Raw genomic sequence first — 23565 nt, 5'->3', positions numbered from 1 at the left:
GGCCTGTCCATGCGTTCTTTCCTTTCGGCATGCGACGAGCGCTAGGCACGCCTGTCGCGTAGCGGCGCACGTGGCGCGCAACGGCCGACCCGGTGCGGAAATCGCCTGGGCCGGGCATCCGCCCAGTTCTGGCACCTAAGATATTCGCGTGGCTGCAATCAATTTGGGAATGCCCAAAGTACCTGAAATCCTCGCTCCCCGGCGCAAGAGCCGGCAGATCAAGGTCGGCAAAGTCCTCGTCGGCGGTGACGCCCGAGTGAGCGTCCAGTCGATGACGACGACCCCGACCACCAACATCAACGGCACCCTGCAGCAGATCGCCGAACTCACAGCGAGCGGATGCGACATCGTGCGTGTCGCCGTTCCGAGCCGTGACGACGCAGAGGCCCTGCCGATCATCGCGAAGAAGAGCCAGATCCCCGTGATCGCGGACATCCACTTCCAGCCGAGCTACGTCTTCGCGGCGATCGACGCCGGGTGCGCCGGCGTCCGGGTCAACCCCGGCAACATCCGCAAGTTCGACGACCAGGTCGGCAAGATCGCCGCGGCGGCCAAGGCGGCCGGCGTCTCGATCCGGATCGGCGTCAACGCCGGCTCGCTCGAGCCGAGCATCATGCAGAAGTACGGCAAAGCCACCCCGGAGGCGCTCGTCGAGAGCGCCGTCTGGGAGGCGAGCCTCTTCGAGGAACACGACTTCCACGACTTCAAGATCTCGGTCAAGCACAACGACCCCGTGATCATGGTCAAGGCATACCGCCTCCTCGCCGAACGCGGCGACTGGCCGCTGCACCTCGGCGTCACCGAAGCCGGCCCCTCCTTCCAGGGCACCATCAAGAGCGCCACGGCCTTCGGCATCCTGCTCGGCGAGGGCATCGGCGACACCATCCGCGTCTCGCTCAGCGCACCACCCGCCGAAGAGGTCAAGGTCGGCCTGCAGATCCTGCAGTCGCTCAACCTCCGCGAACGCAAGCTCGAGATCGTCTCCTGCCCGAGCTGCGGCCGCGCCCAGGTCGATGTCTACAAGCTCGCGAACGACGTCACCGACGGCCTCGAGGGCATGACCGTGCCCCTGCGCGTCGCCGTGATGGGTTGCGTCGTCAACGGGCCGGGCGAGGCGCGCGACGCCGACCTCGGCGTCGCATCCGGCAACGGCAAGGGCCAGATCTTCGTCCGCGGCGAGGTCATCAAGACCGTGCCGGAGTCCGAGATCGTCGCGACCCTGATCGAGGAGGCCAACCGCCTCGCCGCAGAGATGCCGCCGAGCGAAGACTCCCTCGGCGCCCCGGTCGTCACCGTCTCCCGGTAGCGAGCCCGCTGCTCGATTGCGGAGAAAACACCCTCGTCAACGCGATGACGGTGTTTTCTCCGCAACTCAGCCACGGACATCCGATGGCCGGCGCGCGTTGCGAAGTGGCACTCGCCGTAAAGTAGGGGGGTGCCTACACGTCTGTCGTCCTATTTCCTCCGTACCCTCCGCGAAGACCCCTCGGATGCCGAGGTCACCAGTCACCGCCTCCTGGTCCGGGCCGGCTACATCCGCCGCCAGGCCCCCGGCATCTTCGCCTGGCTGCCGATCGGCCTCCGGGTCAAGAACAAGATCGAGACCATCGTCCGCGAGGAGATGGCCGCTTCCGGCGCCTTCGAGGTGCACTTCCCCGCCCTGCTCCCGCGCGAACCCTACGAGGTCACCGGCCGCTGGGACGAGTACGGCGAGGGCCTCTTCCGGCTCCAGGACCGCAAGGGCAGCGACCTCCTGCTCGCGCCCACCCACGAGGAGGTCTTCACGCTCCTCGTGAAGGACCTCTACAACAGCTACAAGGACCTGCCCCTGTCGATCTACCAGATCCAGGACAAGTACCGCGACGAGGCCCGTCCCCGTGCCGGCCTCCTGCGCGGCCGCGAATTCACCATGAAGGACGCGTACTCCTTCGACTACACCGACGCCGGCCTCGACCTGAGCTACCAGGCGCAGCGCGACGCCTACGAGCGCATCTTCACCCGGCTCGGCCTCGAGTACGTCATCGTCAAGGCGGATGCCGGCGCGATGGGCGGATCCCGGAGCGAAGAGTTCCTGCACCCCACCCCCATCGGTGAGGACACCTTCGTGCGTTCGGCCGGCGGGTACGCCGCCAACGTCGAGGCGTTCACAACCCTGGTTCCTCCCGTCATCGACTGGACGTCGTTCCCGGCCGCCGAGGTGCACGACACCCCGGACACCCCGACCATCCAGACCCTCGTCGACAGCGCGAACGCGAACCACCCGCGCGACGACGGCAGGGAGTGGACGGCTGCGGACACCCTCAAGAACATCGTGCTCGCCCTGACCAACCTCGACGGCACCCGCGAGCTCGTCATCGTCGGCGTCCCCGGCGACCGCGACGTCGACCTCAAGCGCGCAGAGGTCGTCTTCGCCCCCGCAGAGGTCGAAGCGGCCAACGCCGGCGACCTCGCCAAGCACCCCGGACTCGTCACGGGCTACATCGGACCGTGGGCACCCGCCGGTGCCGTGCTCGGCTCGACCTCGGCCACGGGCATCCGCTACCTCGTCGACCCCCGCGTCGTCGACGGAACCGCGTGGATCACCGGAGCCAACGAGAACGGCCGCCACGTCTTCGGCCTCGTCGCCGGGCGCGACTTCGCCGTCGACGGCACAGCCGAGGTCGCGAACGTGCGCGCCGGCGACCCCGCCCCCGACGGCTCCGGCCCCGTCGAGCTCGCGCGCGGCGTCGAGATCGGCCACGTCTTCCAGCTCGGCCGCAAGTACGCGGAAGCCCTCGGACTCAAGGTGCTCGACGAGAACGGGAAGCTCGTCACGGTCACGATGGGATCGTACGGAATCGGGATCACCCGCATCCTCGCCCTCCTCGCCGAGCTCAACAACGATCCGAAGGGCCTGATCTGGCCGGAGACTGTCGCACCGTTCGACGTGCACGTGATCGCCGCAGGACGCGACGAGATCGTCTTCGAGACGGCGGCAGCCGTCGTCTCCACTCTCGAGGCGACCGGCCGCGAGGTGCTCTACGACGACCGACGCAAGGTCTCGCCCGGCGTCAAGTTCGGCGACGCCGAACTGATCGGGGTTCCCCAGATCGTGATCGTCGGACGCGGAGCCGTCGACGGCATCGTCGAGCTGTGGGACCGCCGAACAGGAGAGCGCACCCAGTGCGCCGTCGACAACATCGGGACGCACTTCGCCTGAGAACCGCCCAGAAACGCCGTCTGAAACAGGCGCCCGTCCCCTTCGGGGTGACGGGCGCCTGTTCCGTCGGGTACCGTAGACACCAGCCCGCTGCGCAGTTTCGCGGCGGCAGAATCTGAATAGAGGAGGCCGGCCATGGACATCGACCTCAGCGTGTTGCGGCAGTTGGAGCGCGAGAAAGAGATTCCCTTCGAGGAACTCGTGCAGATCATCGAGCAGGCGATTTTGACGGCATACGTCAAACACACCCACCAGGGTGAGACAACGAAGCAGGCCGTCGAAGAAGAGCCGGAAGCGCGTGTCGTTCTCGACCGCAAGTCCGGCCACGTCGACATTTTTGTTCCAGAGCTCGACGACGACGGCAACGTCATCGGCGAAGCGATCAACAACCCGACCGACTTCGGCCGGATCGCGGCCTTCGCCGCGAAGCAGGTCATCAACCAGCGTCTCCGCGACCTGGCCGATGACGCAGTGCTGGGAGAATTCAAGGGACGCGAAGGCGAGATCGTCGCCGGCGTCATCCAGCAGGGCCCGAACCCGCGGATGATCCACGTCGACCTCGGCACGATCGAAGCGATCCTTCCGCCGGAAGAACAGGTCCCCGGCGAGACCTACGTGCACGGTGCCCGGATCCGGGTCTATGTCACGGCCGTCGGCAAGGGCCTGAAGGGCCCGCAGATCACCGTGTCGCGCACCCACCCGTCCCTCGTCCGGCGCCTGTTCGCCCTCGAGGTGCCCGAGATCGCGAGCGGTGTCGTCGAGATCGTCTCCCTCGCCCGCGAGGCCGGCCACCGCACCAAGATGGCCGTGCGCGCGACCGAGCCCGGCGTCAACGCCAAGGGCGCCTGCATCGGCGAACTCGGCCAGCGTGTCCGCGCCGTGACCGCAGAGCTCAACAACGAGAAGATCGACATCGTCGACTACTCGCCGGACCTCGCGACGTTCGTCGCGAGCGCCCTGTCGCCGGCCAAGGTGACGAGCGCCTACGTGATCGACCAGTCGATCAAGGCCGTTCGCGCCCTCGTCCCCGACTACCAGCTCTCGCTCGCCATCGGCAAGGAGGGCCAGAACGCCCGCCTCGCCGCCAAGCTCACGGGCGCCAAAATCGACATCCAGCCGGACAGCATCCTGGAGGACACGGAATAGGGGGTACGATGGAACCCGTTAGAACGTGCATTGGATGCCGTTCGCGCGCTCCACGTGCCTCTTTGCTGAGGTGCGTAGCCCGAGATTCGGTCCTCGTGGTGGATGAAACCGCCACTCTGCCCGGTCGAGGTGCGTGGCTGCATCCCAGCATCGAATGCTTCCAAGACGCACTGCGGCGACGCGCTTTCGGGCGCGCCCTTCGCGTGACCAGTCCTCTGGACGCGAAACAACTAGAGAACAGGCTGAACTGGCTAATGGACAACTAATGAGCGGCTCGAAATGAGACCCGTCCGTTACTAACGGCCTGCCCCTTTCCGGGTGCAGGCCCGGAATTGGAGAATTGTGGCTGCGAAACCACGCGTACATGAGATCGCTAGCGAGCTCAATGTCGACAGCAAGGTAGCCCTTGCGAAACTGAAAGAGATGGGCGAGTTCGTCAAGGGCCCGTCCAGCAGTGTTGAACCCCCGGTAGCACGTCGCCTGCGCGCGGCCCTGCTGGCCGACGCCGCTTCCGGCGCCGGAACCACTGCCCCGTCAACCACCCCGGGTGCCGGCGCAACGCCGGGCGCCCCCACAAGCGTCAAGCCCGGCGCGCGGCCGTCACCGGCCCGCCTCGCGGTCAAGCCGGGTGCACGTCCGAGTGCGGCCCCGGCCGCGCCCGTCGAAGCCCCCGCAGCGGATGCCGCACCGCATCCCGTCGCACCCCTCACCGTCGCAGAACGCCAGACGGTTGCCGTCGAAAAGGCCGCAGCAGCTGAGAAGTCCGCGAGCATCGAGAAGGCCGCCGAACAGGCTGCCGCAGCAGACCCGACCGCCCCGAAGACGGCGACCCCGGCTGCCAAGTCCGAGCGTGGACCGTCCTCAGGCGCCAAGCCCGGCGCGAGCGTTCCGCGCCCGCCGTCGGCACGTCCGGGCAACAACCCCTTCGCCAGCAACCAGGGCATGGGCAAGACCCCCACGCCGCGTCCGGGCAACAACCCGTTCGCGAGCGCGCAGGGCATGGGCCAGCGCCCGCCGTCTTCGACGGCCCCGAGCAACATCCCCCGTCCCGCCGCACCGCGCCCCGGCGCACCGCGTCCGGGCGGACCCGGCCAGGCTCCCCGCCCGACCGGTTTCGGCCAGCGTCCCGGCGCGTTCCAGCGTCCAGGCGGCGCCGGAGCAGGCGGAGCACGTCCCGCATTCCAGCGCCCCGGCGGTGCTCCGGCCGGTGCCCCCGGCTTCGGCCCGCCGCGTCCCGCCGGTGGCGGCGGCGCAGGTGGCCGCGGTCGCGGCCCCGGTGGCGGAACCGCTGGTGCGTTCGGTCGCGGAGGCGGCAAGAACAAGGCCCGCAAGTCGAAGCGTACGAAGCGCGCCGAGTTCGAGCTGCGCGAGGCCCCGTCGCTGGGTGGCGTCAGCGTCCCCCGCGGCGACGGCGGAACCGTGGTGCGTCTGCGCCGCGGCGCCTCGATCACCGACTTCGCAGACAAGATCGACGCGAGCCCCGGAAATCTCGTCACCGTGCTGTTCCACCTCGGTGAAATGGCGACGGCGACGGAGTCCCTCGACGAGGCGACCTTCGACGTGCTCGGCGAAGAACTCGGCTACAAGATCCAGATGGTCTCGCCCGACGACGAAGATCGCGAACTTCTGCTCGGCTTCGACATCGACATCGACCAGGAACTGGCCGAAGAAACCGATGACGAGCTCAAGGCCCGCCCGCCGGTCGTCACCGTCATGGGTCACGTCGACCACGGAAAGACCGCGCTCCTCGACGCGATCCGCAATGCGAAGGTAGCCGCTGGCGAAGCCGGCGGAATCACCCAGCACATCGGTGCGTACCAGGTCATCACCGAACACGAGGGCATCGACCGTGCCATCACCTTCATCGACACACCGGGCCACGAGGCGTTCACCGCCATGCGTGCCCGTGGTGCCCAGGTGACGGACATCGCGATCCTCGTGGTCGCGGCGGACGACGGCATCATGCCCCAGACCATTGAGGCGCTCAACCACGCCCAGGCGGCCAACGTGCCGATCGTGGTCGCGGTCAACAAGATCGACAAGCCCGGCGCGAACCCGCAGAAGGTGCGCCAGCAGCTCACCGAATTCGGGCTCGTCGCCGAAGAGTACGGCGGAGACGTCATGTTCGTCGACGTGTCCGCGAAGCAGAAGATCGGCATCCAGGAGATCCTGGAGGCCGTCCTCCTCACCGCTGACGCCGGACTCGACATGCGCGCCAACCCCGACAAGGACGCCCGCGGTGTCGCCATCGAGGCTCGTCTCGACAAGGGCCGCGGCGCCGTCGCGACCGTGCTCATCCAGTCGGGAACGCTGCACGTCGGCGACTCGATCGTCGCCGGAACGGCCTACGGCCGCGTTCGTGCGATGGCCGACGAAAACGGCGTTGCCGTACTCGCCGCGACGCCGTCGCGCGCCGTCCAGGTCCAGGGCCTCTCGAGCGTTCCCCGGGCCGGTGACACCTTCCTCGTCATCCAGGAAGACCGCACCGCCCGTCAGATCGCCGAGAAGCGCGAAGCCGCCGAGCGCAACGCACTGCTGGCCAAGGCCCGCAAACGCATCAGCCTCGAAGACTTCACCCGTGCACTCGAAGAGGGCAAGGTCGAATCGCTCAACCTCATCATCAAGGGTGACGTTTCCGGTGCCGTCGAGGCCCTGGAAGAGTCGCTCCTCAAGATCGAGGTCGACGATTCCGTTCAGCTGCGCATCATCCACCGCGGTGTCGGTGCTGTCACGGAGAGCGACGTCAACCTCGCCACCGTCGACAACGCCATCATCATCGGATTCAACGTGCGCCCGGACACCAAGGCCCGTGAGCGTGCCGCCCGCGAGGGTGTCGACGTGCGGTTCTACTCGGTCATCTACAACGCGCTCGAGGACATCGAGAACTCCCTCAAGGGAATGCTCAAGCCCGAGTTCGAAGAGGTGCAGAGTGGTGTCGCCGAGATCCGCGAGGTGTTCAGCTCGTCCAAGTTCGGAAACGTGGCCGGCGTCATCGTCCGCTCGGGTGTCATCACGAGGAACGCCAAGGCGCGGGTCATCCGCAACGGCGTCGTCGTCGGAGACAACCTCGGCATCGAGTCCCTGCGTCGTTTCAAGGACGACGTCACCGAGGTTCGTACGGACTTCGAGGCCGGTATCGGCCTCGGCAAGTTCAACGACATCCAGATCGGCGACGAGATCGAGACGATCGAACTGAAGGAAAAGCCGCGCGTCTAACCACGCCGCGTCTGATCGACGGGTCTCCGGTTCCTCTCCGTGAGGGGCCTGAGGCCCGTTGGTCGCTCAGCACCGCAGTATCCCGATTCACGGGTTTTCACACGTAACGACGTAAAGCAGTATCGAAGCAAGAGGAGTGAGACCATGGCAGATCCGGAACGCGCCAGAAAAATGGCCGACCGCATCAAGGTCATCGTGGCGAAGCGGCTTGAACGCGGCCTGCGGGACCCGAGGCTCGGCTTCGTGACCATCACGGACGTCAAGGTGACGGGTGACCTGCAACACGCATCCGTCTTCTACACCGTCTACGGTTCCCTCGAGGAGCGCACCGACAGCGCCGCCGCGCTCAAGGCGGCCACAGGCCTGCTGCGCAGCGAGGTCGGCAAGAACATCACCGCCCGGCTCACCCCCTCGCTCGAGTTCATCGCGGACGCGATCCCCGAGAACGCGGCCCTCATCGACGACCTCCTCCGCGAAGCGCGGGAACGCGACAGCCAGGTCGGCGCGCTCGCACAGGGCGCCCAGTATGCCGGAGACGAAGACCCCTACGTCAAGCCGCGCGAGTTCGAGGACGACGACGACGAGGACGACGAGGACGACGACGACGAGACTCCCGCCGTCGGCCACCACGCCGAATAGCGGTCACCCCTCGCTGAGGTGTCGCACATCGATGTTCACGAGGCTCGTGAGCATAGATATGCGACACCTCAGCGCAGAGTGCGCGCGTCGGAAGGCGTCTGCCACCTAGCCAGGGGAGCGGGGGAGAACTACGCTTAAAAGCGCTTTCGTCCCCCGAAGGCCCATCTCACTGTGGAGGTACCCCATGGCCGGCATCGCAGCCAAGCTCGACAAAGCATACGAAACGCTCCCCGTGGAGGAGCTCGCGAAGGCGCCCGTCGCGGCGCTCCAGGGCGTGAGCGACAGCGACGCGGAGCACCTCAAGGCCGCATTCGGCATCGCTACGATCGGTGACCTCGGCACCAACAAGTTCTTCCTGTGGGCGCAGTCGATCGCGACGCTCGCGAAGTAACTTCTCCGCAGCGGTCAGTGGCTCAGCTCCCGAAACGGGAGGCGAGGCTGCTCGCGTTCCTGACCGCGTTGCCGCCGCCGTCGTTGTTGAAGTAGACGAACACGTCCCGTCCGGTGCCCTGCCAGTCGCGGATGCGTTCCGCCCACCAATCGAGGTCGGCCTCCGAATACGAGCCCCCGTACAGGTGCTCTCGGTCGGGGCCGTGCATGCGCACGTACACGAACGGCGCGGTCGCTCGGAGCACACAGGGCTGGTGCGCGCCGCTCATCACGCAGTATGCGGCGCCGTGTCGCTCGAGGATCGAGAAGACCGCCTCGCACGGCCAGCTGTCGTGGCGGAACTCGACGGCGACCCTGATCCAGTGCGGCAGGGCGGCGAGGAAGTAGTCCAGCCTGGCATCGTCGCGCTCCAAAGCCGGCGGCAGCTGCACGAGGAGGACGGCGCGCGTCTCGCCGAGTTCGTGCCAGCACGCCGCGATCCGTGCCGCCCACACCTCGGGGGCGTAGAGCCTCTTCGCGTGAGTGAGTCCGCGTGGTGCCTTCACCGAGAGCAGGAATCCTTCGGGGAGGCGTCGTTTCCAGCCGGCGAACGTCGATTCGCGTGGCCAGCGGTAGAAACTCGCGTTCAGTTCGACGGTGTCGAACCGGGAGGCGTAGACGCCGAGTCGCTGGGCGGCGGGAAGCCCGGCCGGGTAGAGCACCCCGTCCCAGTGCTGATAGCTCCAGCCGGAGGTGCCGATCCGGATGCTCACGGTCGCGCCTACTCGTGCGGGAGCGAGTATGAGCCTGCCGCGACGCGCACGGCGAGGCCGTCGTCCAGGAGACCGGACAGCGCCCGACCGAGCTGGGCGGCGTCCGGCCAGAGCGTCGCGATCTCTGCCTCCGTCACCGGGTGCCTCGTCGAGCGCAACTCCGCGAGAATCAGGCCGCGAACCTGCCGGTCGCTGCCGGCGAACTTCTTCTGCACGGCCTTCTTCGCGCCCTGGTATTCGGGATAGCCGGCGGCGCGCCAGGCGCACAGCGCGGCGAGCGGGCACTCGGCGCAGCGCGGGCGTGCTGACGTGCAGACGAGCGCGCCCAGCTCCATGGCGCCGGCGTTGAAGACGGCCGCGGCGCGGACATCCGCCGGAAGGAGTGCGCTCATGGCCGCGAGGTCGCGGGTGCGGCTCGGCGGCGCGGGTTCGGCCTGGCCCGCGACGCACCGGGCGATGACCCTGCGGGTGTTCGTGTCGACGACCGGATGCCGGTGGCCGTAGGCGAAGGCGGCGACCGCCCGAGCTGTGTAGTCACCGATCCCCGTCAGCGTGAGGAGCACATCGACGTCCTGCGGCACCACCCCGCCGTGGTTCTCGGTGATCTCGACGGCCGCGGCGTGCAGCCAGAGCGCGCGCCGCGGGTAGCCGAGCGTCGCCCACGCCCGTACGGCCTCGCCCGGCGGAACGGCGGCGAGGTCAGTCGGGGTCGGCCAGCGCGCGAGCCACGCCTCAAGGTGCGGGATCACCCGGTTCACCGGCGTCTGCTGCAGCATGAACTCGCTCACGAGCACGCCCCAGGCGCCGAACCCGTCGCGGCGCCACGGCAGGTCCCTGGCATGCATGCCGAACCAGGCATTGACGAGGCCGGCGATTTCGCCGGCGGGCGCGACCTCGGGTGCGGCTCCGGTTCCGAGGTCGGCTCCGGACTCGAGTTCCGGCCTGCTGGCCGGCCCTCCCTCGGATTCGATGGGCGCGATGACGGTTGCGTTCACCCCACTAACCTAGGCTCGAATCATGACGCTTGATTCAACACCACGCCTCGACTTCCTCCGCGACCTCACCACCGAGATCCTCGGCTTCTACAGCAGAGGTCGCACCATGGTCGCGATCGACGGAACGGACCCCGTGGCGCGTGCGGCATTCGCCGACGACCTCGCCGCGGCCTACGCCGAGACCGGGCACGCCGTCTCCCGTGCCTCGCTCGCGGACTTCGAGCGCTCCGCCGAGGAGCAGGCGGCCTTCGGACCCGCCTCACCGGAGCGGCTGTTCCGCCACCGCGATGACTTCGACCTGCTTCGCAGGGCGCTCCTGGTCCCGTTCCGGCTCGCCGGCGGCACGACGGGGCCTGCGGACGACACCCTGATCTTCGACGGTGACTTCCTGCTCAGGAAAGAGCTCCGCGACGGCTGGTCGTTCAGCGTGCTGACCGAGTACGCAGCGGATGCCGCGACCACCGGCGCCTTCATCGACCTCGCCGCCGAGCTGAAGCCATCCGGGGAACTCGGTGATGCCGCGGACACCACGACCGACCCTGCGCTGGGTGCTTCCCCGGTTCCCGACGACCAGGCCCTGGCCGACCGGCTCTACCGCGCGGAGGTCCGGCCCAGGTCCTGGGCGACCGCCGTCGTCGACCTCGCCAATCCGGCGGATCCGCGCCGCCTCTTCTTCGACAGCTGCTGAGCCGGAGCCGCGCGGCCTAGCGCAGTCGGAGCGGGGCGAAGCGCACGAGCACCTCGGCTCGTGTGAGCGGGTGTCCTGTGGCCTCGACCTCATGAACGAGGGCGGTGAGCAGGGTGTTGACGGGCGCGTCGACGCCTGCGGCAGCCGCCTCCCGCACGACGACCCCGTTGAGGTGGTCGATCTCGGTGAGCTGGCCACGGCGCAGGCTCTGCAGGGTGGAACCGAGATTGGGCACGTCGCCCATCCGCGCCCGCATCAGGCGGGGCAGCAGTTGACCGATCGAGAGTGGCAGCCCGGCGAACCCGCGCAACCGGCGGTCGCCGAGTCCCTGCAATGCCCCGAAGCGCACCCCGCGGGCGACGCCCACCCGCACGGTCTCCCGCATGCTCGCGGTCAGGACCCTGCGGAGTCCCGCGTCGTCGACGACCTCCTGAACGCTCAGCCCGGTCACGGCCGGGAGCGCGTTGAGCATGTTGACCACGAGCTTCGTCCACTGGGCGCCGACGAAGTTCGAGGTCGCGATGGTCGGGAACGCCGCGTCGAGCACGCCCTGCCAGGCGAGCGTTCCCGCATCGATGTCGCCGCTATCGTGCCCGATGTAGGTGGGTGCCGGCGTCGTCACGGTCACGAGTCCCGGCGCAGCATAGTTCGCGGCGATGATCGAGAGCGCCCCGAAACAGTCGGAGTTCGGCAGGATCCGTCGCGCCGTCGCGACACCGTCGAGCCCGTTCTGCACGACGATCACCGGCGAGCCGTCGAGGACCGCCGCGTTCGCGGTGATCGCCGCGGCGGCATCCTGGGCCTTGGTGCAGACGAGCGTGAGCTCTGGCGTCTCGGTGAGCAGCTCGACCGCCGCCGGCCGGGCGGTCTCGTCGCCGAAGCCGCCGGTCAGGTGAATGCCCTCCGAGCGGATGACCGCCAGCGCCTTCCCCCGCGCCGTCACCGTCACGGTATGCCCGGCCTTCTCCAGCAGCGCGGCGAACGTTCCGCCGAGGGCACCCGCACCGATCACAGCAATTCGCATCCCCCCAGCCTAGATCCCCCCCGCGAGAGCGGACTTTTGGCCCTTAAAACGCGTTCTTAAGGGCCAAAAGTGTACTCTCGCGAGCTGCCGGGACCGTCAGACGGAGAGAGTGGCGGGCGCAGGGGTCGCAGGGGCGGGAGTCGCGGCGGGCGCCCGGCGACCGTGCGGCAGGGCGAGCCCGATCACGGCGGCGAGGGCGAGCACGGATGCGCCGACGACGATCGCCGGGACCGCCGCATCCACATAGCCGGTCGGGGTCAGCTCTCCGCCGGCGCCGGTGAAGACGGCGGTGAGGACGGCGACGCCGAGCGCCACGCCGATCTCGCGCAGGGTCGAGTTGGTCCCCGTGGCCTTCGCGTGGTCGTTCGGGACCATGTTCGCAAGCACCGCCGTCGAGCTCGGCGCGAACACGAGTCCCATCCCGATCCCGGCGAGGAGGAATGCGGGAACGAGGTCGATGTATGCAACCGTCGCGCTCATTGTCACCGCGAGCCAACCCATCGCGATCGCGAGGAAGGAGAGGCCGAGCACGATCGGCAGCCGGGTGCCCGTTCGTGGGCTCAGCAAACCGGTCAGCGGGGCGATCACCATGGGCGCGAGCGTCCAGGGCATCGTCATCAGCCCGGCCTCGAGCGGGGTGTGCCCCTGCACGATCTGCAGGAACTGGATCAGGATGAAGATCGACCCGAAGATGCCGAAACTGAACGTGAGGCCGACGAGGTTGGCGACCGTGAAGCTGCGGTCCCGGAACAGGCGGAGCGGCAGCAGCGGGTCGGGCGTCCTGGCCTCCCAGGCAATGAAGGCGGCGAGCAGGATCGCGCCGCCCGCAAGAGCTCCGAGGACCTCGAGGCTGGTCCAGCCCGCGTCGTTGCCGCGAACGATGCCGTAGACGAGACCGAAAACGCCGACTCCGGCCAGGACGAGACCCACGACATCCGCCCGGACCCTGGCGCCGAAGCTGTTGGGCAGGGCGACGAGGGCGAGCGGGATCGAGACCACGCCGAGCGGGACGTTCAGCCAGAAGATGGCCTGCCAGTTCCAGCCTTCGACGACGGCGCCGCCGATGAGCGGTCCGAGTGCGACGCCGAGGCCGGAGATTCCGCCCCAGATGCCGATGGCGGCCGGGCGGCGCTTCTCGCTGACCGAGCCGACGAGGAGAGTGAGCGACAACGGCATCAGGGCGGCCGCCCCGACGCCCTGGACCGCCCGCGCGGCGATGAGCTGCCAGGGCTCGGTCGAGAGGCCCGCGAGCGCGGAGGCGACCGTGAAGATCGCGATCCCGGCGAGGAAGACCGTGCGGCGGCCGAAGCGGTCGCCGATGGCGACGGCCATCAGCATGAAGGTCGCGAAGCTCAGGGAGTAGGCATTGATCACCCACTGCAGCTCTTCGATGGAGGCGCCGAGGTCGCGGTTGATCACCGGCAGGGCGCCGGTCACCACGAGGTTGTCGAGGGTGGCCATGAACATGGGGAGCGAGGACGCGACGATGGCGAGCCAGATCGGGACGCGACGCGTGAGGGGGAGGGACACGTGGTATCCAATCGAGGGGGAACGACGAACCGGAATGTTGTAATCGGATGATTACAAAATGACACGATAGTTATTCGCGGATACCATGTCAAGAGTGAGTGAAGAATCCGGTACGGCAGCCAAAGAAACGACCACCGAACGAATCCCCGCGGCATTGCGCAGGGAACAGATCCTGGCCGCGGCGAGCCGTGTCTTCGGAGAGCGGGGCTACTCGGGTGCGACGACCGACCAGGTCGCTCAGGCCGCCGGTATCAGCCAGCCGTACGTCGTGCGGATGTTCGGCACCAAGGAGAATCTCTTCCTCGAGGTCGTCGCCCGCGCCCTCGACAAGCTCATGACGACCTTCCGCGAGATCCTTGCCGAGCCCCGGCCGGCCGGCGATGACGATGCCGATTCGCTCGTCTCCCGCCTCGGCGCCGGCTACGTCGACCTGATCGACGATCGAGGAATCCTGCTCTCGCTCATGCAGGCCTTCATCACAGGGCACGACCCGGTGATCGGCGCCAAGGCCAGGGAGGGGTTCCTGCAGATTTACCGGATGCTGCGCGACGAAGCCGGGTTCACCCCGGAGACCATCCGCGATTTCCTCGCGAACGGCATGCTCTTCAACACCCTGCTCGCGATCCGGCTCCCGGACATCTTCGAGGACGACGAGGCCGCCGAGGAACTGATGCGGTGCGCGTTCCGGGGCAAGCTCGACGTCGTGCTCGACGCATCGGGAGCGAAGTGGACACACTCATGAGTGCAGACATCGAACGCGAGACCGAACCCAACGACGAGACCTCGTCCCGGAACAGCGCGCGGGTGCATTCCACCGCGAGCGGGCTGCTCCTCGTCGACAAGCCCCAGGGCTGGACCAGCCACGACGCCGTCGCCCGAACCCGACGCCTTGCGGGCACCCGCAAGGTCGGCCACGCCGGCACCCTCGACCCGATGGCCACCGGCCTGCTGATCCTCGGCATCAACAGCTCGACCCGGCTGCTCACCTTCATCGTCGGCCTCGACAAGGAGTACCTGGCCACGATCCGGCTCGGCGCGGCCACGACCACGGACGATGCGGAAGGCGAGGAACTCTCCCGCGCGCCGGAGGCATCCGTCGCACTCATCGAGCCGGCGTCCGTGGCGGCGGGAATCCGGCTTTTGACCGGTGCGATCAGCCAGCAACCGAGCGCGGTGAGCGCGATCAAGGTCGACGGCAAGCGCGCCTATGCCCGCGTCCGCGACGGGGAGGACGTGCAGCTGCCCGCCCGGCCGGTCACCATCGCGGCCTTCGAACTGCTCTCGAGCACCGCGGTCGACGGCTTCCTCGACCTCGAGGTTCGCGTCGAGTGCTCCTCTGGGACCTACATCCGTGCCCTCGCCCGCGACCTCGGCGCGGGGCTCGGCGTCGGGGGACACCTGACCGCGCTCCGCCGCACCCGCATCGGACCGTTCCGGATCGAGAATGCCCAGCCCCTCGCGGAGCTCGTCGTCGCCGCCGGTCTCATCAAGCCGGCGGATGCCGCAACGCACGTGCTCGGTCGCATCGACCTCACCGAGCAACAGGCCATCGACCTCGGGCACGGCAAACGCATCGACGTCACGACCGAGATCGACGTCACCGGGGCCGCAGGCGCCGGGGCCGCAGGGACCGGCTCCCCGCTCGCCGCGATCGCGCCCGGCGGCCGGCTCGTCGGGCTCGTCGAACTCCGGGGCACGCAGGCCCGCACCGTGATCAACTTCCCGCCCGACGAGGCCGCGGTGGGGGATCCCTCGTGATCGAGTGGTTCACCTGGCTCCAGGTCGGCGTTGCCGTGCTCGCCGGCCTGCTCTGCCTGGCGCTCGGGTTGCTCGGCCGGGTGCCCAACGACCTCACGATGGGCGCGACGGCACTCGTCGAACTGCTCCTCGTCGGGCAGCTCGTCGTTTCGATCGCGGCGCCGTTCGCCGGGAACACCGCCAGCGGCAGCCTGCTCGAGTTCTACACCTACCTTGTGAGCGCACTGATCGTTCCGGTCGCCGCCGCGGGCTGGGCGCTCATCGAGCGCAGCCGCTGGAGCACGGTCATCCTGGGCGGCGCGTGCCTCGCGATCGCCGTCATGGTCTACCGGATGTTCCAGATCTGGACAGTGCAGGGCCTGTGAGAGTCACGGCCCAACTTGCTGCGATAATTATCAGGCCATGACCGGACCACAGAGCGCAGCCGAGAACGTCGTCGATGGACCGCAGAAGCGCAGGGTCACCGGCGTCGGCCGCCTGCTGATCGCCGTATACGGGCTGCTCGCGCTCGCCGCCACCGGCCGGTCGTTTGTGCAGATCGCCTCCAAATTCGACCAGGCGCCGCTCGCGTACTCGCTGTCCGCGCTGTCCGCGGTCGTGTACATCGTCGCGACGATCGCGCTCGTGCGCAGCAGTGGACGCTGGTACCGCGTCGCGTGGGCGACCATCTCCTTCGAGCTGCTCGGCGTGCTCGTCGTCGGTGCCCTGAGCATCCTCGACCCCGCCCTCTTCCCGCACGACTCGGTCTGGTCGGTGTTCGGCAGCGGCTATCTCTTCATTCCGCTCGTGCTGCCGATCCTCGGGATGATCTGGCTCGCCCGACACCGCCCGGACGGGAAGAAGGCCCGCTCGTGAAGGTCATCTCCGGCATCGGCGCACTCCCGCTCGAAACCGGGTCCCACGGCTCGGCCGTCACGATCGGGAAGTTCGATGGCGTCCACGCCGGCCACCGGGCCGTGATCGACCGGCTGAGAGCCATCGCCGGAACCCAGGGGCTCACTGCGGTCGTCGTGACCTTCGACCGGCATCCGCTCGCCCTGCTCGCTCCCGAGAAGTGCCCGCCGTTCCTGATCAGCGCAGAGCAGAAGCTTCGGCTGCTCGCCGAGACCGGTGTCGACGCCACCCTCGTGCTCGAGTTCACCAGGGACCTCGCAGACCTGCCGCCCGAGGTCTTCGTCGAGACCGTCCTCGTGAACGGGCTGAACGCCCGGCACGTGCTCGTCGGCAGGGACTTCCGCTTCGGCGCCCACGGCGCAGGTGACGTCGCCCTGCTCACCGCGCTCGGCACGCGCTTCGGCTTCGCCGTCGACCTCATCGAGGACGTCAAGCCGGACCGGGTGCGCCGGGTCTCGTCGACCTGGATCCGGGAACTGCTCGCGAGCGGGAACGTGCGTGCGGCCGGCGAATTGCTCGGCCACACGCCGACCGTGCGCGGCGAGGTCGTGCACGGGGCCGCCCGCGGCCGCGAACTCGGGTTTCCGACGGCCAACCTCTCCGCCGAATCCGAAGGACTCATCCCGGCAGACGGCGTCTACGCCGGCTGGCTCACGGACGGCGCGTTCCGCTACCCTGCCGCCATCTCGGTCGGCAACAACCCGACCTTCCACGGGGTCGCACAGAAGCAGGTCGAGGCGTACGTGCTCGACCGGGAGCTCGACCTCTACGGCCACATCGTCGAGGTGTCCTTCGTCGACCGGATCCGCGGCATGGTCGCCTTCACCGGCATCGATCCGCTCATCGTGCAGATGCGGGACGACGTCGACCGGATCCGCGTTCTCCTCGCCGACCCGACCACCCACGGGACTTCGAGCGCGCTGCCGAGCGCTTAGGCCACGGGGGAGCGCGGCCCGGTCGGCGTGAAGCCCTCTCTGCCGAAGAGGAACAGAACGATGTTCACGGCCGTGCTGTCGAGCACGGCTCCGCGGCCGACGCGCCAGCCGGCATCCGTCGCCACGAGCGTGCGGCGGCGCACGACCGCCTTGACCGGAGTGGGCGCCAGGAGCGCCTGGCGCACGGCAACCGCGCCGAGCGCGACCGACGAGACCTCCAGGGTCTTGCCGAGCGGATACGCCAGGTCGAGTCCGTGCACGACGACCTCCGTCAATTCGGTGATCCCGTGGCGCCCCCGGGCGGTCACCCGCCCGGCAGCGTACTCCGCGGCAGTGGCGCGGAGCGACGCGATGAGTTCGTCCGGTTCCGCCTCGGCGGCCCGGCGGCTGAGCGAGTCGACGGCGTGGCTCACACTCGGGTTCGGAAACTGAGCCCGCAGTGCCGTCCACCCGGTGCCGAGCAGGTCCCGCGTCGGGGTGCCGACCCGCCAGACCAGATGCCCGGCCGCGTCGCGCACCCGCCAGCCGCCGCAGAGGCTCGGCGACTCCCATTCGTCCGGGCTCAACGTCTCGAGGATGCCGGCGATCCCGGTCAGGATCGCCGCGATTTCCGCACTCCAGTCGGCGGTCGTCCCGGTGTCATCGACCTGGGGCTTGCGGCTGAAGGGCAGGTACTGCGAGATGTCGGGCATGTCGTCCAGCCTAGACTTGGCGGATGCCCTCAACCCCGATCCGCGGACTGTGGGCCGGGCGAACCCTTGCGCTGCTCGGGATCCTGCTCGTTGCCGCGAACCTGCGTACGGCCGTCGCGGCCCTGTCTCCGATCGTCACGGCGATCAGCAAGGACGTCCCGCTCGGTGCCCTCGCCATCGGCGTGCTCGGCATGCTCCCACCGGTCTGCTTCGCAGTCTTCGGCATTTTCACCCCGGTCTTCACGCGGCGCATCGGCCTCGAACGGGTCGTCGTGGTCGCCCTGGTGGCAATCCTCGCCGGCACCTCCTCCGTGGCAGTGCCGGCTCCCTGGCCTGGCTCATCATCGGCAGCATCGTGACCTTCGCAGGCCTCGGGGCCGGCAATGTGCTGCTGCCCCCGCTCGTCAAGAAGTACTTCCCCTACCGGGTCGGCCTCGTGACCTCCCTCTACGTCACGGTGCTGTCGCTGAGCACCCTCCTTCCGCCGCTCGTCGCGGTCCCGGTGGCGGATGCCGCAGGCTGGCGGGTCTCCCTCGGCATGTGGATGATCCCCGCACTCCTCGCCCTCGTGCCCTGGGCCACCATGCTCGTTCGGCACCGGATCTCGGAGACAGCCCCGCCGGCGGTCCCCGAGGCGGAGCCTGTGCTGCTCGCCCGCATCGGCCGCTCCTCGATCGCGTGGGCGATCGCCGTCGTCTTCGGGACGTCGTCGCTCAACGCGTACGCGCTCTTCGCGTGGCTTCCGCTGATGCCCACCCAGGCCGCCGGGGTCAGCCCCGGCCAGGCCGGGACCCTGCTCTCGCTCTACGCCGCCGTCGGATTGCCGTGCGCACTCGTCGTCCCGTGGCTCGCCGTGCGGCTGAAGAACCTCAGCCTCCTGATCTACGTGGGCATGTTCGCCTTCATCGCCGGTGACGTGGGCCTCCTCCTCGCACCGGGCACTCTGACGGTGCTCTGGGTGCTGCTCGCCGGCCTCGGCCCGCTCTACTTCCCGCTTGCGCTCGTGCTGATCAACCTCCGCACGCGCACCCACGAGGGTTCCGTCGCGCTCAGCGGGTTCGTACAGAGCGTCGGCTACACCCTCGGCGCCCTCGGGCCGCTCGTCGTCGGCGTGCTGCACCAGCTCACCGGAAGCTGGACCTGGCCGCTCTGGTTCCTGATCGCGACCGCCCTCGCCGTCGGCTTCGCCGCGCGCGTGATCGCCCGCCCGCACCTCCTCGAAGACGACCTCGACCGCTCCCGCTGACCACGTGGGCTGAGGTGTCGCATATCGACGTTCCCGGGCCACGGGAACCTCGATATGCGACACCTCAGGAGGAAGTCGGTCGGTCGTCGGGCGGCCAGGCGGCCAGGCGGCCAGGCGGCGATGCAGCGCTGCTCATGTGAGCAAGTTTTCCCACAAGAGTTGAAGGGTGTCCCAGGCCGTCCTACGCTGGACTCGGAGCCGATGGAGGACCGCGTGATCGATACTGACGAACTGCTGTCGATTCGCGCCGCCGAGCTCTACTACGAAGAGAACAAGACCCAGGACGAGATCGGCGCCGTGCTCCGGCTCACCCGGTGGAAGGTCGGCCGGCTCCTGGCGCAGGCCAAGGCGAGCGGCTTCATCCGGATCGAGATCGTGCACCCGCGGGCCCGTCGCCTCATCGTCGAGCGCCGGCTGCGGGAACACACCGGGCTGAGCGACGCCGTCGTCGTCTCCGCCGCCGGCGTCTCGACCGACGAGGAACTGCAGTCGCGGGCGGCCCAGGCCGCTGCCGACTACCTCACCGCGCTCCGTCCGGTGCCGGCGACGCTCGGCATCAGCTGGGGTCGCACCCTGCACGAGGTGGCCCAGGGCCTGAAGCCCGGCTGGGCGCGCGGCGTCAACGTCGTGCAGATCAACGGCGGCGTCAGCCTCAACCGGCGTGCCGGAACGGCCGCGGCGACCGCGGTCACGATCGCGCAGAAGGGGCTCGGCTCCGCAACCCTGTTGCCGAGTCCCGCGATCCTCGAGCGCGTGGAGACCAAGCTCGCGATCGAGTCCGACCGCGCCGTCGCGACCGTCCTGGACCTGGGCAGCGCGGCATCCGCCTACCTGTTCAGCGCCGGCCAGGCCGACGAGAACTCGGCGCTCGTCGACAGCGGCTACCTCACCGTCGCCCAGGTCGCCGAACTCGTGCGCAAGGGCGCCGTCGGCGATATCGTCGGCCGCTACATCAACGCGGACGGGCACATCGTCGACCTCGAACTCGACGAGCGCACCATCGGCATCCGGCTCGAACAACTCCGCAGGGCCCCGACCGCGATCGCCGTCATCGCGGGCAGCACCAAACACGCCGTCGCCCGCGCCATCGTCTCCAGCGGCCTGTGCACCGTGCTCGTCACCGACGAGGACACCGCCCTGGCCGTCCTGGGCGAAGCCCCCTGACCAACACGCCCCTCCGACGCACGAAGCCCCCGTGACACCCACACCACCCTGCGAGGACATCTCATGACAAGCACTCCAGTGGTCGCGACCCAGCCGTCGACGAGGTCCCGCGCCCTCGCCCTCATCGGCGGCGAGGCCACAGACGCGAACCTCCGCCGCTACCTGCACGGGATCCCCGGGGTCGACGGCGTCGGGCTCGAACAGCGCGCCGCGGCCATCTCCACGCGCTCGATCAAGACGAGTTCGAAGAAACGGGCGATCGACACGGTCATCGGCCTGATCGACCTCACGACCCTCGAGGGAGCCGACACACCCGGCAAGGTCCGTTCCCTCGTCGGCAAGGCGCTCACACCTGACCCTGGCGACCCGGGCTGCCCCCGCGTCGCCGCGGTCTGCGTCTACGGCGACATGGTCCCGTACGCGGCCCTGGCGCTGGGGTCCGCCCACGCCGCCGGACGCGACCAAGGCATCTTCGTCGCCTCCGTCGCCACGGCATTCCCGAGTGGCCGCGCCTCCCTCGCCGTGAAGCTCGCCGACGTGGCGGACGCGGTCGCGGCGGGCGCGGACGAGATCGACATGGTCATCGACCGCGGCGCCTTCCTCTCCGGTCGTTTCGGCCAGGTCTACGACGAGATCGTCGCCGTCAAGGAGGCCTGCCGCCGCGTCGACGGCAGCCTGGCCCACCTCAAGGTGATCCTCGAGACCGGCGAATTGAGCACCTACGACAACGTGCGCCGCGCCTCCTGGCTCGCCATCCTCGCCGGAGGCGACTTCATCAAGACCTCCACCGGCAAGGTGCAGCCGGCGGCGACGCTGCCCGTGACGATCTCGATGCTCGAGGTCGTGCGCGACTGGCACCGCCTCACCGGGTCCCGGGTCGGCGTGAAGCCGGCCGGCGGCATCCGCACCTCGAAGGACGCCATCAGATACCTCGTCGCGGTCGCGGAGACCGTCGGCGAGGAGTGGCTCACGCCGAGCCTCTTCCGCTTCGGCGCCTCGAGCCTGCTCAACGACGTGCTGATGCAGCGGCAGAAGATGCGCGACGGACACTACTCCGGACCCGACTACGTGACGATCGACTGAAGGAACCCCCATGAGCTTTCTCGACTACGCTCCCGCGCCGGAGTCCCAGGCGCTGCTGCACCTCCGCCCCGAATACGGACTCTTCATCGACGGCGAATTCGTCGCCGGCCGTGGTGAACCCTTCCAGACCATCAACCCCGCGACCGAGAAACAACTCGCCCTGATCGCGCACGCCAACGCGGCGGATGTCGACACCGCGGTCGCCGCGGCCCGTCGCGCCTACGAGCGCCGCTGGTCCACGCTGTCGGGCAGCGACCGCGGCAAGTACCTGTTCCGGATCGCCCGTCTCGTGCAGGAGCGCGCCCGCGAGCTCGCCGTCGCCGAGACCCTCGACAACGGCAAGCCGATCACCGAAAGCCGCGACGTCGACATCCCCCTCGTCGCCGCGTGGTTCTTCTACTACGCAGGATGGGCGGACAAGCTCGACCATGCCGGCCTCGGCGTCGACCCCGCCGCGCGCGGGGTCGCCGCCCAGGTCATCCCGTGGAACTTCCCGCTGCTCATGCTCGCCTGGAAGATCGCGCCCGCCCTCGCCGCGGGCAACACCGTCGTGCTCAAACCGGCGGAGACCACGTCGCTCACCGCGCTGCTCTTCGCGGAGATCCTCCAGCAGGCCGAGCTGCCCGCCGGTGTGGTGAACATCATCACCGGCGGCCGCGAGACCGGGCAGGCACTCGTCGGCCACTCCGACGTCAACCTGGTCGCCTTCACCGGTTCGACCGGAGCCGGCCGCGCCATCGCCCGCGCCGTCGCCGGAACCGACAAGAAGATCATCCTCGAACTCGGCGGCAAGGCGGCGAACATCGTTTTCGACGACGCCCCGATCGATCAGGCCATCGAGGGCATCGTCAACGGGATCTTCTTCAACCAGGGCCACGTCTGTTGCGCGGGCAGCCGCCTCCTCGTCCAGGAGAGCATCCACGACGAGGTCGTCGACCGCCTCAAGCAACGCCTGGCGACGTTGCGCCTCGGCGATCCGCTCGACAAGAACACCGACATCGGTGCGATCAACAGCGCAGACCAGCTCAAGCGCATCACCGAACTCTCCGCCATCGGCGAGGAGGAGGGCGCCGAACGCTGGAGCCCCGACTGCGACCTGCCGGAGAACGGGTTCTGGTTCCGGCCCACCATCTTCACCAACGTGTCCACGAGTCACCGCATCGCCCGCGACGAGGTCTTCGGCCCCGTGCTCTCCGTGCTCACGTTCCGAACCCCCGACGAGGCGATCGCAAAGGCGAACAACACGCCGTACGGTCTCTCCGCCGGGATCTGGAGCGACAAGGGCAGCAGGGTGCTCGCCGTCGCCGACCGGCTCCGTGCCGGGGTGATCTGGGCGAACACCTTCAACCGGTTCGACCCCGCGAGTCCCTTCGGCGGCTTCAAGGAGTCCGGTTACGGACGCGAAGGCGGCCGCCACGGCCTCGCCGCCTACCTGCGGCCGGCCGGCAGCGCCGCTGGGTCCGCCGCCCGCCACACCCTGGCCGCGGAATCCGGTCACGCCGCCAAGTCGCCCGTCGCACGAAAGAAGGCCGCCAAGTGACCCGCCTCGCCGTCCCCAAGACCTACAAGCTCTACATCGGCGGAAAGTTCCCCCGCAGCGATTCCGGGCGCGTCTACGCCGTGACGACGCCGAGCGGGGATTTCCTCGCGAACGCGGCGCAGGCCTCCCGCAAGGACGCCCGCGACGCCGTCGTCGCGGCCCGCTCCGCCTTCGGGGGCTGGGCGCGCGCCACGTCATACAACCGCGGCCAGGTGCTCTACCGCATCGCCGAGCTTCTCGAGGGCCGTCGCGCCCAGTTCGTCGAAGAAATCGTGCAGTCCGAGGGCCTGTCCGCGTCCGCGGCGGGCAGGCAGGTCGACGAGGCCATCGACCGATGGGTCTGGTACGCCGGGTGGGCGGACAAATACGTTCAGGTCGCCGGCAACGCCAACCCGGTCTCCGGGCCGTACTTCAATATCTCCGTGCCCGAACCGACCGGGGTCGTCGCAATCATCGCCCCGCAGTCCGGCGGCTCGTTGCTCGGTTTCGTGAGCGCCGTCGCCCCCGCCCTCGTCGCGGGCAACACCGTTGTCGTCGTCGCCGACGAGACCAGACCGCTGTCGGCGATCACCCTCGGTGAGGTGCTCGCCACGAGTGACGTCCCCGGCGGAGTCGTCAACATCCTCACCGGGTCACCGGCCGAGATGGCCCCCGGGCGCGCGCGCCCCGCCCCC

The 23565-nt window shown here is 68.9% G+C and carries 24 protein-coding genes; 19 read left to right on the top strand and 5 right to left on the bottom strand.

What is annotated here, in order from left to right; genetic code table 11:
• Positions 1-148: 148 nt before the first annotated feature.
• From ispG to QN350_RS14085, 7 genes are all read left to right on the top strand, one after another.
• Positions 149-1306 carry a flavodoxin-dependent (E)-4-hydroxy-3-methylbut-2-enyl-diphosphate synthase gene (gene ispG, locus QN350_RS14115; RefSeq protein ID WP_281535466.1) on the top strand — a complete coding sequence of 386 codons (1158 nt, stop codon included), beginning with the start codon at positions 149-151 and terminating at the stop codon, positions 1304-1306.
• Positions 1307-1435: 129 nt separating this feature from the next.
• A complete protein-coding gene (locus QN350_RS14110; protein WP_322137602.1) occupies positions 1436-3199 on the top strand; it encodes a proline--tRNA ligase in 1764 nt (587 codons plus the stop codon).
• A gap of 135 nt (positions 3200-3334) precedes the next feature.
• Positions 3335-4345: a transcription termination factor NusA gene (gene nusA, locus QN350_RS14105; RefSeq protein ID WP_134445864.1), complete on the top strand. Its 1011-nt coding sequence runs from the start codon at positions 3335-3337 to the stop codon at positions 4343-4345.
• An 8-nt stretch (positions 4346-4353) separates the two neighbouring features.
• Positions 4354-4611 carry a YlxR family protein gene (locus tag QN350_RS14100; RefSeq protein WP_281535463.1) on the top strand — a complete coding sequence of 86 codons (258 nt, stop codon included), beginning with the start codon at positions 4354-4356 and terminating at the stop codon, positions 4609-4611.
• A 76-nt stretch (positions 4612-4687) separates the two neighbouring features.
• The gene (gene infB / locus QN350_RS14095) at positions 4688-7561 is read left to right on the top strand and encodes a translation initiation factor IF-2 (protein WP_322137601.1); all 2874 of its coding nucleotides are present in this window, start codon (positions 4688-4690) and stop codon (positions 7559-7561) included.
• Positions 7562-7705: 144 nt separating this feature from the next.
• Positions 7706-8200, top strand: a complete 495-nt coding sequence (gene rbfA / locus QN350_RS14090; protein ID WP_322137600.1) for a 30S ribosome-binding factor RbfA — start codon at positions 7706-7708, stop codon at positions 8198-8200.
• Positions 8201-8384: 184 nt separating this feature from the next.
• Complete coding sequence (locus QN350_RS14085) at positions 8385-8591, top strand: hypothetical protein (protein WP_322137599.1); 207 nt, start codon at positions 8385-8387, stop codon at positions 8589-8591.
• 22 nt (positions 8592-8613) lie between these two features.
• Here the strand turns inward: QN350_RS14085 and QN350_RS14080 are convergent, their stop codons facing one another.
• Together QN350_RS14080 and QN350_RS14075 are read right to left on the bottom strand one after the other, a co-directional pair.
• Positions 8614-9342 (bottom strand): DUF72 domain-containing protein, encoded by a 729-nt coding sequence (locus tag QN350_RS14080; protein ID WP_322137598.1) that lies wholly within the window; start codon positions 9340-9342, stop codon positions 8614-8616.
• Between the two features lie 8 nt (positions 9343-9350).
• Positions 9351-10187 carry an A/G-specific adenine glycosylase gene (locus QN350_RS14075; RefSeq protein ID WP_322140333.1) on the bottom strand — a complete coding sequence of 279 codons (837 nt, stop codon included), beginning with the start codon at positions 10185-10187 and terminating at the stop codon, positions 9351-9353.
• A 172-nt stretch (positions 10188-10359) separates the two neighbouring features.
• Between QN350_RS14075 and QN350_RS14070 the strand changes: the two genes are divergently transcribed.
• Positions 10360-11025: a hypothetical protein gene (locus tag QN350_RS14070; protein ID WP_322137597.1), complete on the top strand. Its 666-nt coding sequence runs from the start codon at positions 10360-10362 to the stop codon at positions 11023-11025.
• A 16-nt stretch (positions 11026-11041) separates the two neighbouring features.
• Here QN350_RS14070 and QN350_RS14065 read toward each other — a convergent pair whose 3' ends face one another.
• Positions 11042-12049, bottom strand: a complete 1008-nt coding sequence (locus tag QN350_RS14065; protein WP_322137596.1) for a 2-dehydropantoate 2-reductase — start codon at positions 12047-12049, stop codon at positions 11042-11044.
• A 96-nt stretch (positions 12050-12145) separates the two neighbouring features.
• Entirely contained in the window at positions 12146-13579 is a 1434-nt protein-coding gene (locus QN350_RS14060; protein ID WP_323516749.1) for a DHA2 family efflux MFS transporter permease subunit, read from the bottom strand.
• Positions 13580-13673: 94 nt separating this feature from the next.
• On the opposite strand from QN350_RS14060, the gene QN350_RS14055 reads away from it, so the two are divergent.
• The 5 genes from QN350_RS14055 to QN350_RS14035 are packed head-to-tail and all read left to right on the top strand — an operon-like array spanning position 13674 to position 17166.
• Positions 13674-14321, top strand: a complete 648-nt coding sequence (locus QN350_RS14055; protein WP_281535456.1) for a TetR/AcrR family transcriptional regulator — start codon at positions 13674-13676, stop codon at positions 14319-14321.
• Positions 14318-15337, top strand: a complete 1020-nt coding sequence (truB, locus tag QN350_RS14050) for a tRNA pseudouridine(55) synthase TruB (protein ID WP_322137594.1) — start codon at positions 14318-14320, stop codon at positions 15335-15337. The genes QN350_RS14055 and truB overlap by 4 nt, the downstream gene beginning before the upstream one ends.
• Positions 15334-15702 (top strand): hypothetical protein, encoded by a 369-nt coding sequence (locus QN350_RS14045; RefSeq protein ID WP_281535455.1) that lies wholly within the window; start codon positions 15334-15336, stop codon positions 15700-15702. Before truB ends, QN350_RS14045 begins: the two co-directional genes overlap by 4 nt.
• Positions 15703-15739: 37 nt before the next feature.
• Positions 15740-16192, top strand: coding sequence for a hypothetical protein (locus QN350_RS14040; protein WP_322137593.1), 453 nt, complete (start codon positions 15740-15742; stop codon positions 16190-16192).
• A complete protein-coding gene (locus QN350_RS14035) occupies positions 16189-17166 on the top strand; it encodes a bifunctional riboflavin kinase/FAD synthetase (protein ID WP_416172995.1) in 978 nt (325 codons plus the stop codon). The genes QN350_RS14040 and QN350_RS14035 overlap by 4 nt, the downstream gene beginning before the upstream one ends.
• Here QN350_RS14035 and QN350_RS14030 read toward each other — a convergent pair.
• Positions 17163-17858, bottom strand: a complete 696-nt coding sequence (locus tag QN350_RS14030) for a maleylpyruvate isomerase family mycothiol-dependent enzyme (protein ID WP_322137592.1) — start codon at positions 17856-17858, stop codon at positions 17163-17165. The two genes, QN350_RS14035 and QN350_RS14030, sit on opposite strands and share 4 nt — an antisense overlap.
• A gap of 23 nt (positions 17859-17881) precedes the next feature.
• Here QN350_RS14030 and QN350_RS14025 point away from each other — a divergent pair, with 23 nt between their 5' ends.
• The 6 genes from QN350_RS14025 to QN350_RS14000 all read left to right on the top strand — a co-directional run.
• The gene (locus QN350_RS14025) at positions 17882-18217 is read left to right on the top strand and encodes a hypothetical protein (RefSeq protein WP_322137591.1); all 336 of its coding nucleotides are present in this window, start codon (positions 17882-17884) and stop codon (positions 18215-18217) included.
• Positions 18214-19104: an MFS transporter gene (locus QN350_RS14020; RefSeq protein WP_322137590.1), complete on the top strand. Its 891-nt coding sequence runs from the start codon at positions 18214-18216 to the stop codon at positions 19102-19104. The genes QN350_RS14025 and QN350_RS14020 overlap by 4 nt, the downstream gene beginning before the upstream one ends.
• 213 nt (positions 19105-19317) lie before the next feature.
• Entirely contained in the window at positions 19318-20268 is a 951-nt protein-coding gene (locus QN350_RS14015; RefSeq protein WP_322137589.1) for a sugar-binding transcriptional regulator, read from the top strand.
• Between the two features lie 63 nt (positions 20269-20331).
• Positions 20332-21351: a deoxyribose-phosphate aldolase gene (deoC, locus tag QN350_RS14010; RefSeq protein WP_322137588.1), complete on the top strand. Its 1020-nt coding sequence runs from the start codon at positions 20332-20334 to the stop codon at positions 21349-21351.
• A gap of 10 nt (positions 21352-21361) precedes the next feature.
• Positions 21362-22891, top strand: coding sequence for an aldehyde dehydrogenase family protein (locus QN350_RS14005; protein ID WP_322137587.1), 1530 nt, complete (start codon positions 21362-21364; stop codon positions 22889-22891).
• Positions 22888-23565, top strand: a 678-nt coding sequence (locus QN350_RS14000) for an aldehyde dehydrogenase family protein (protein WP_323516741.1), incomplete at its 3' end; no start/stop codon positions are given. The genes QN350_RS14005 and QN350_RS14000, both read left to right, overlap by 4 nt.

Origin of the sequence: Cryobacterium sp. 10I5, from assembly GCF_035019865.1 — a bacterium.
GTDB lineage: Bacteria > Actinomycetota > Actinomycetes > Actinomycetales > Microbacteriaceae > Cryobacterium > Cryobacterium breve_A.
This window is presented reverse-complemented; position numbering and strand designations above follow the sequence as displayed.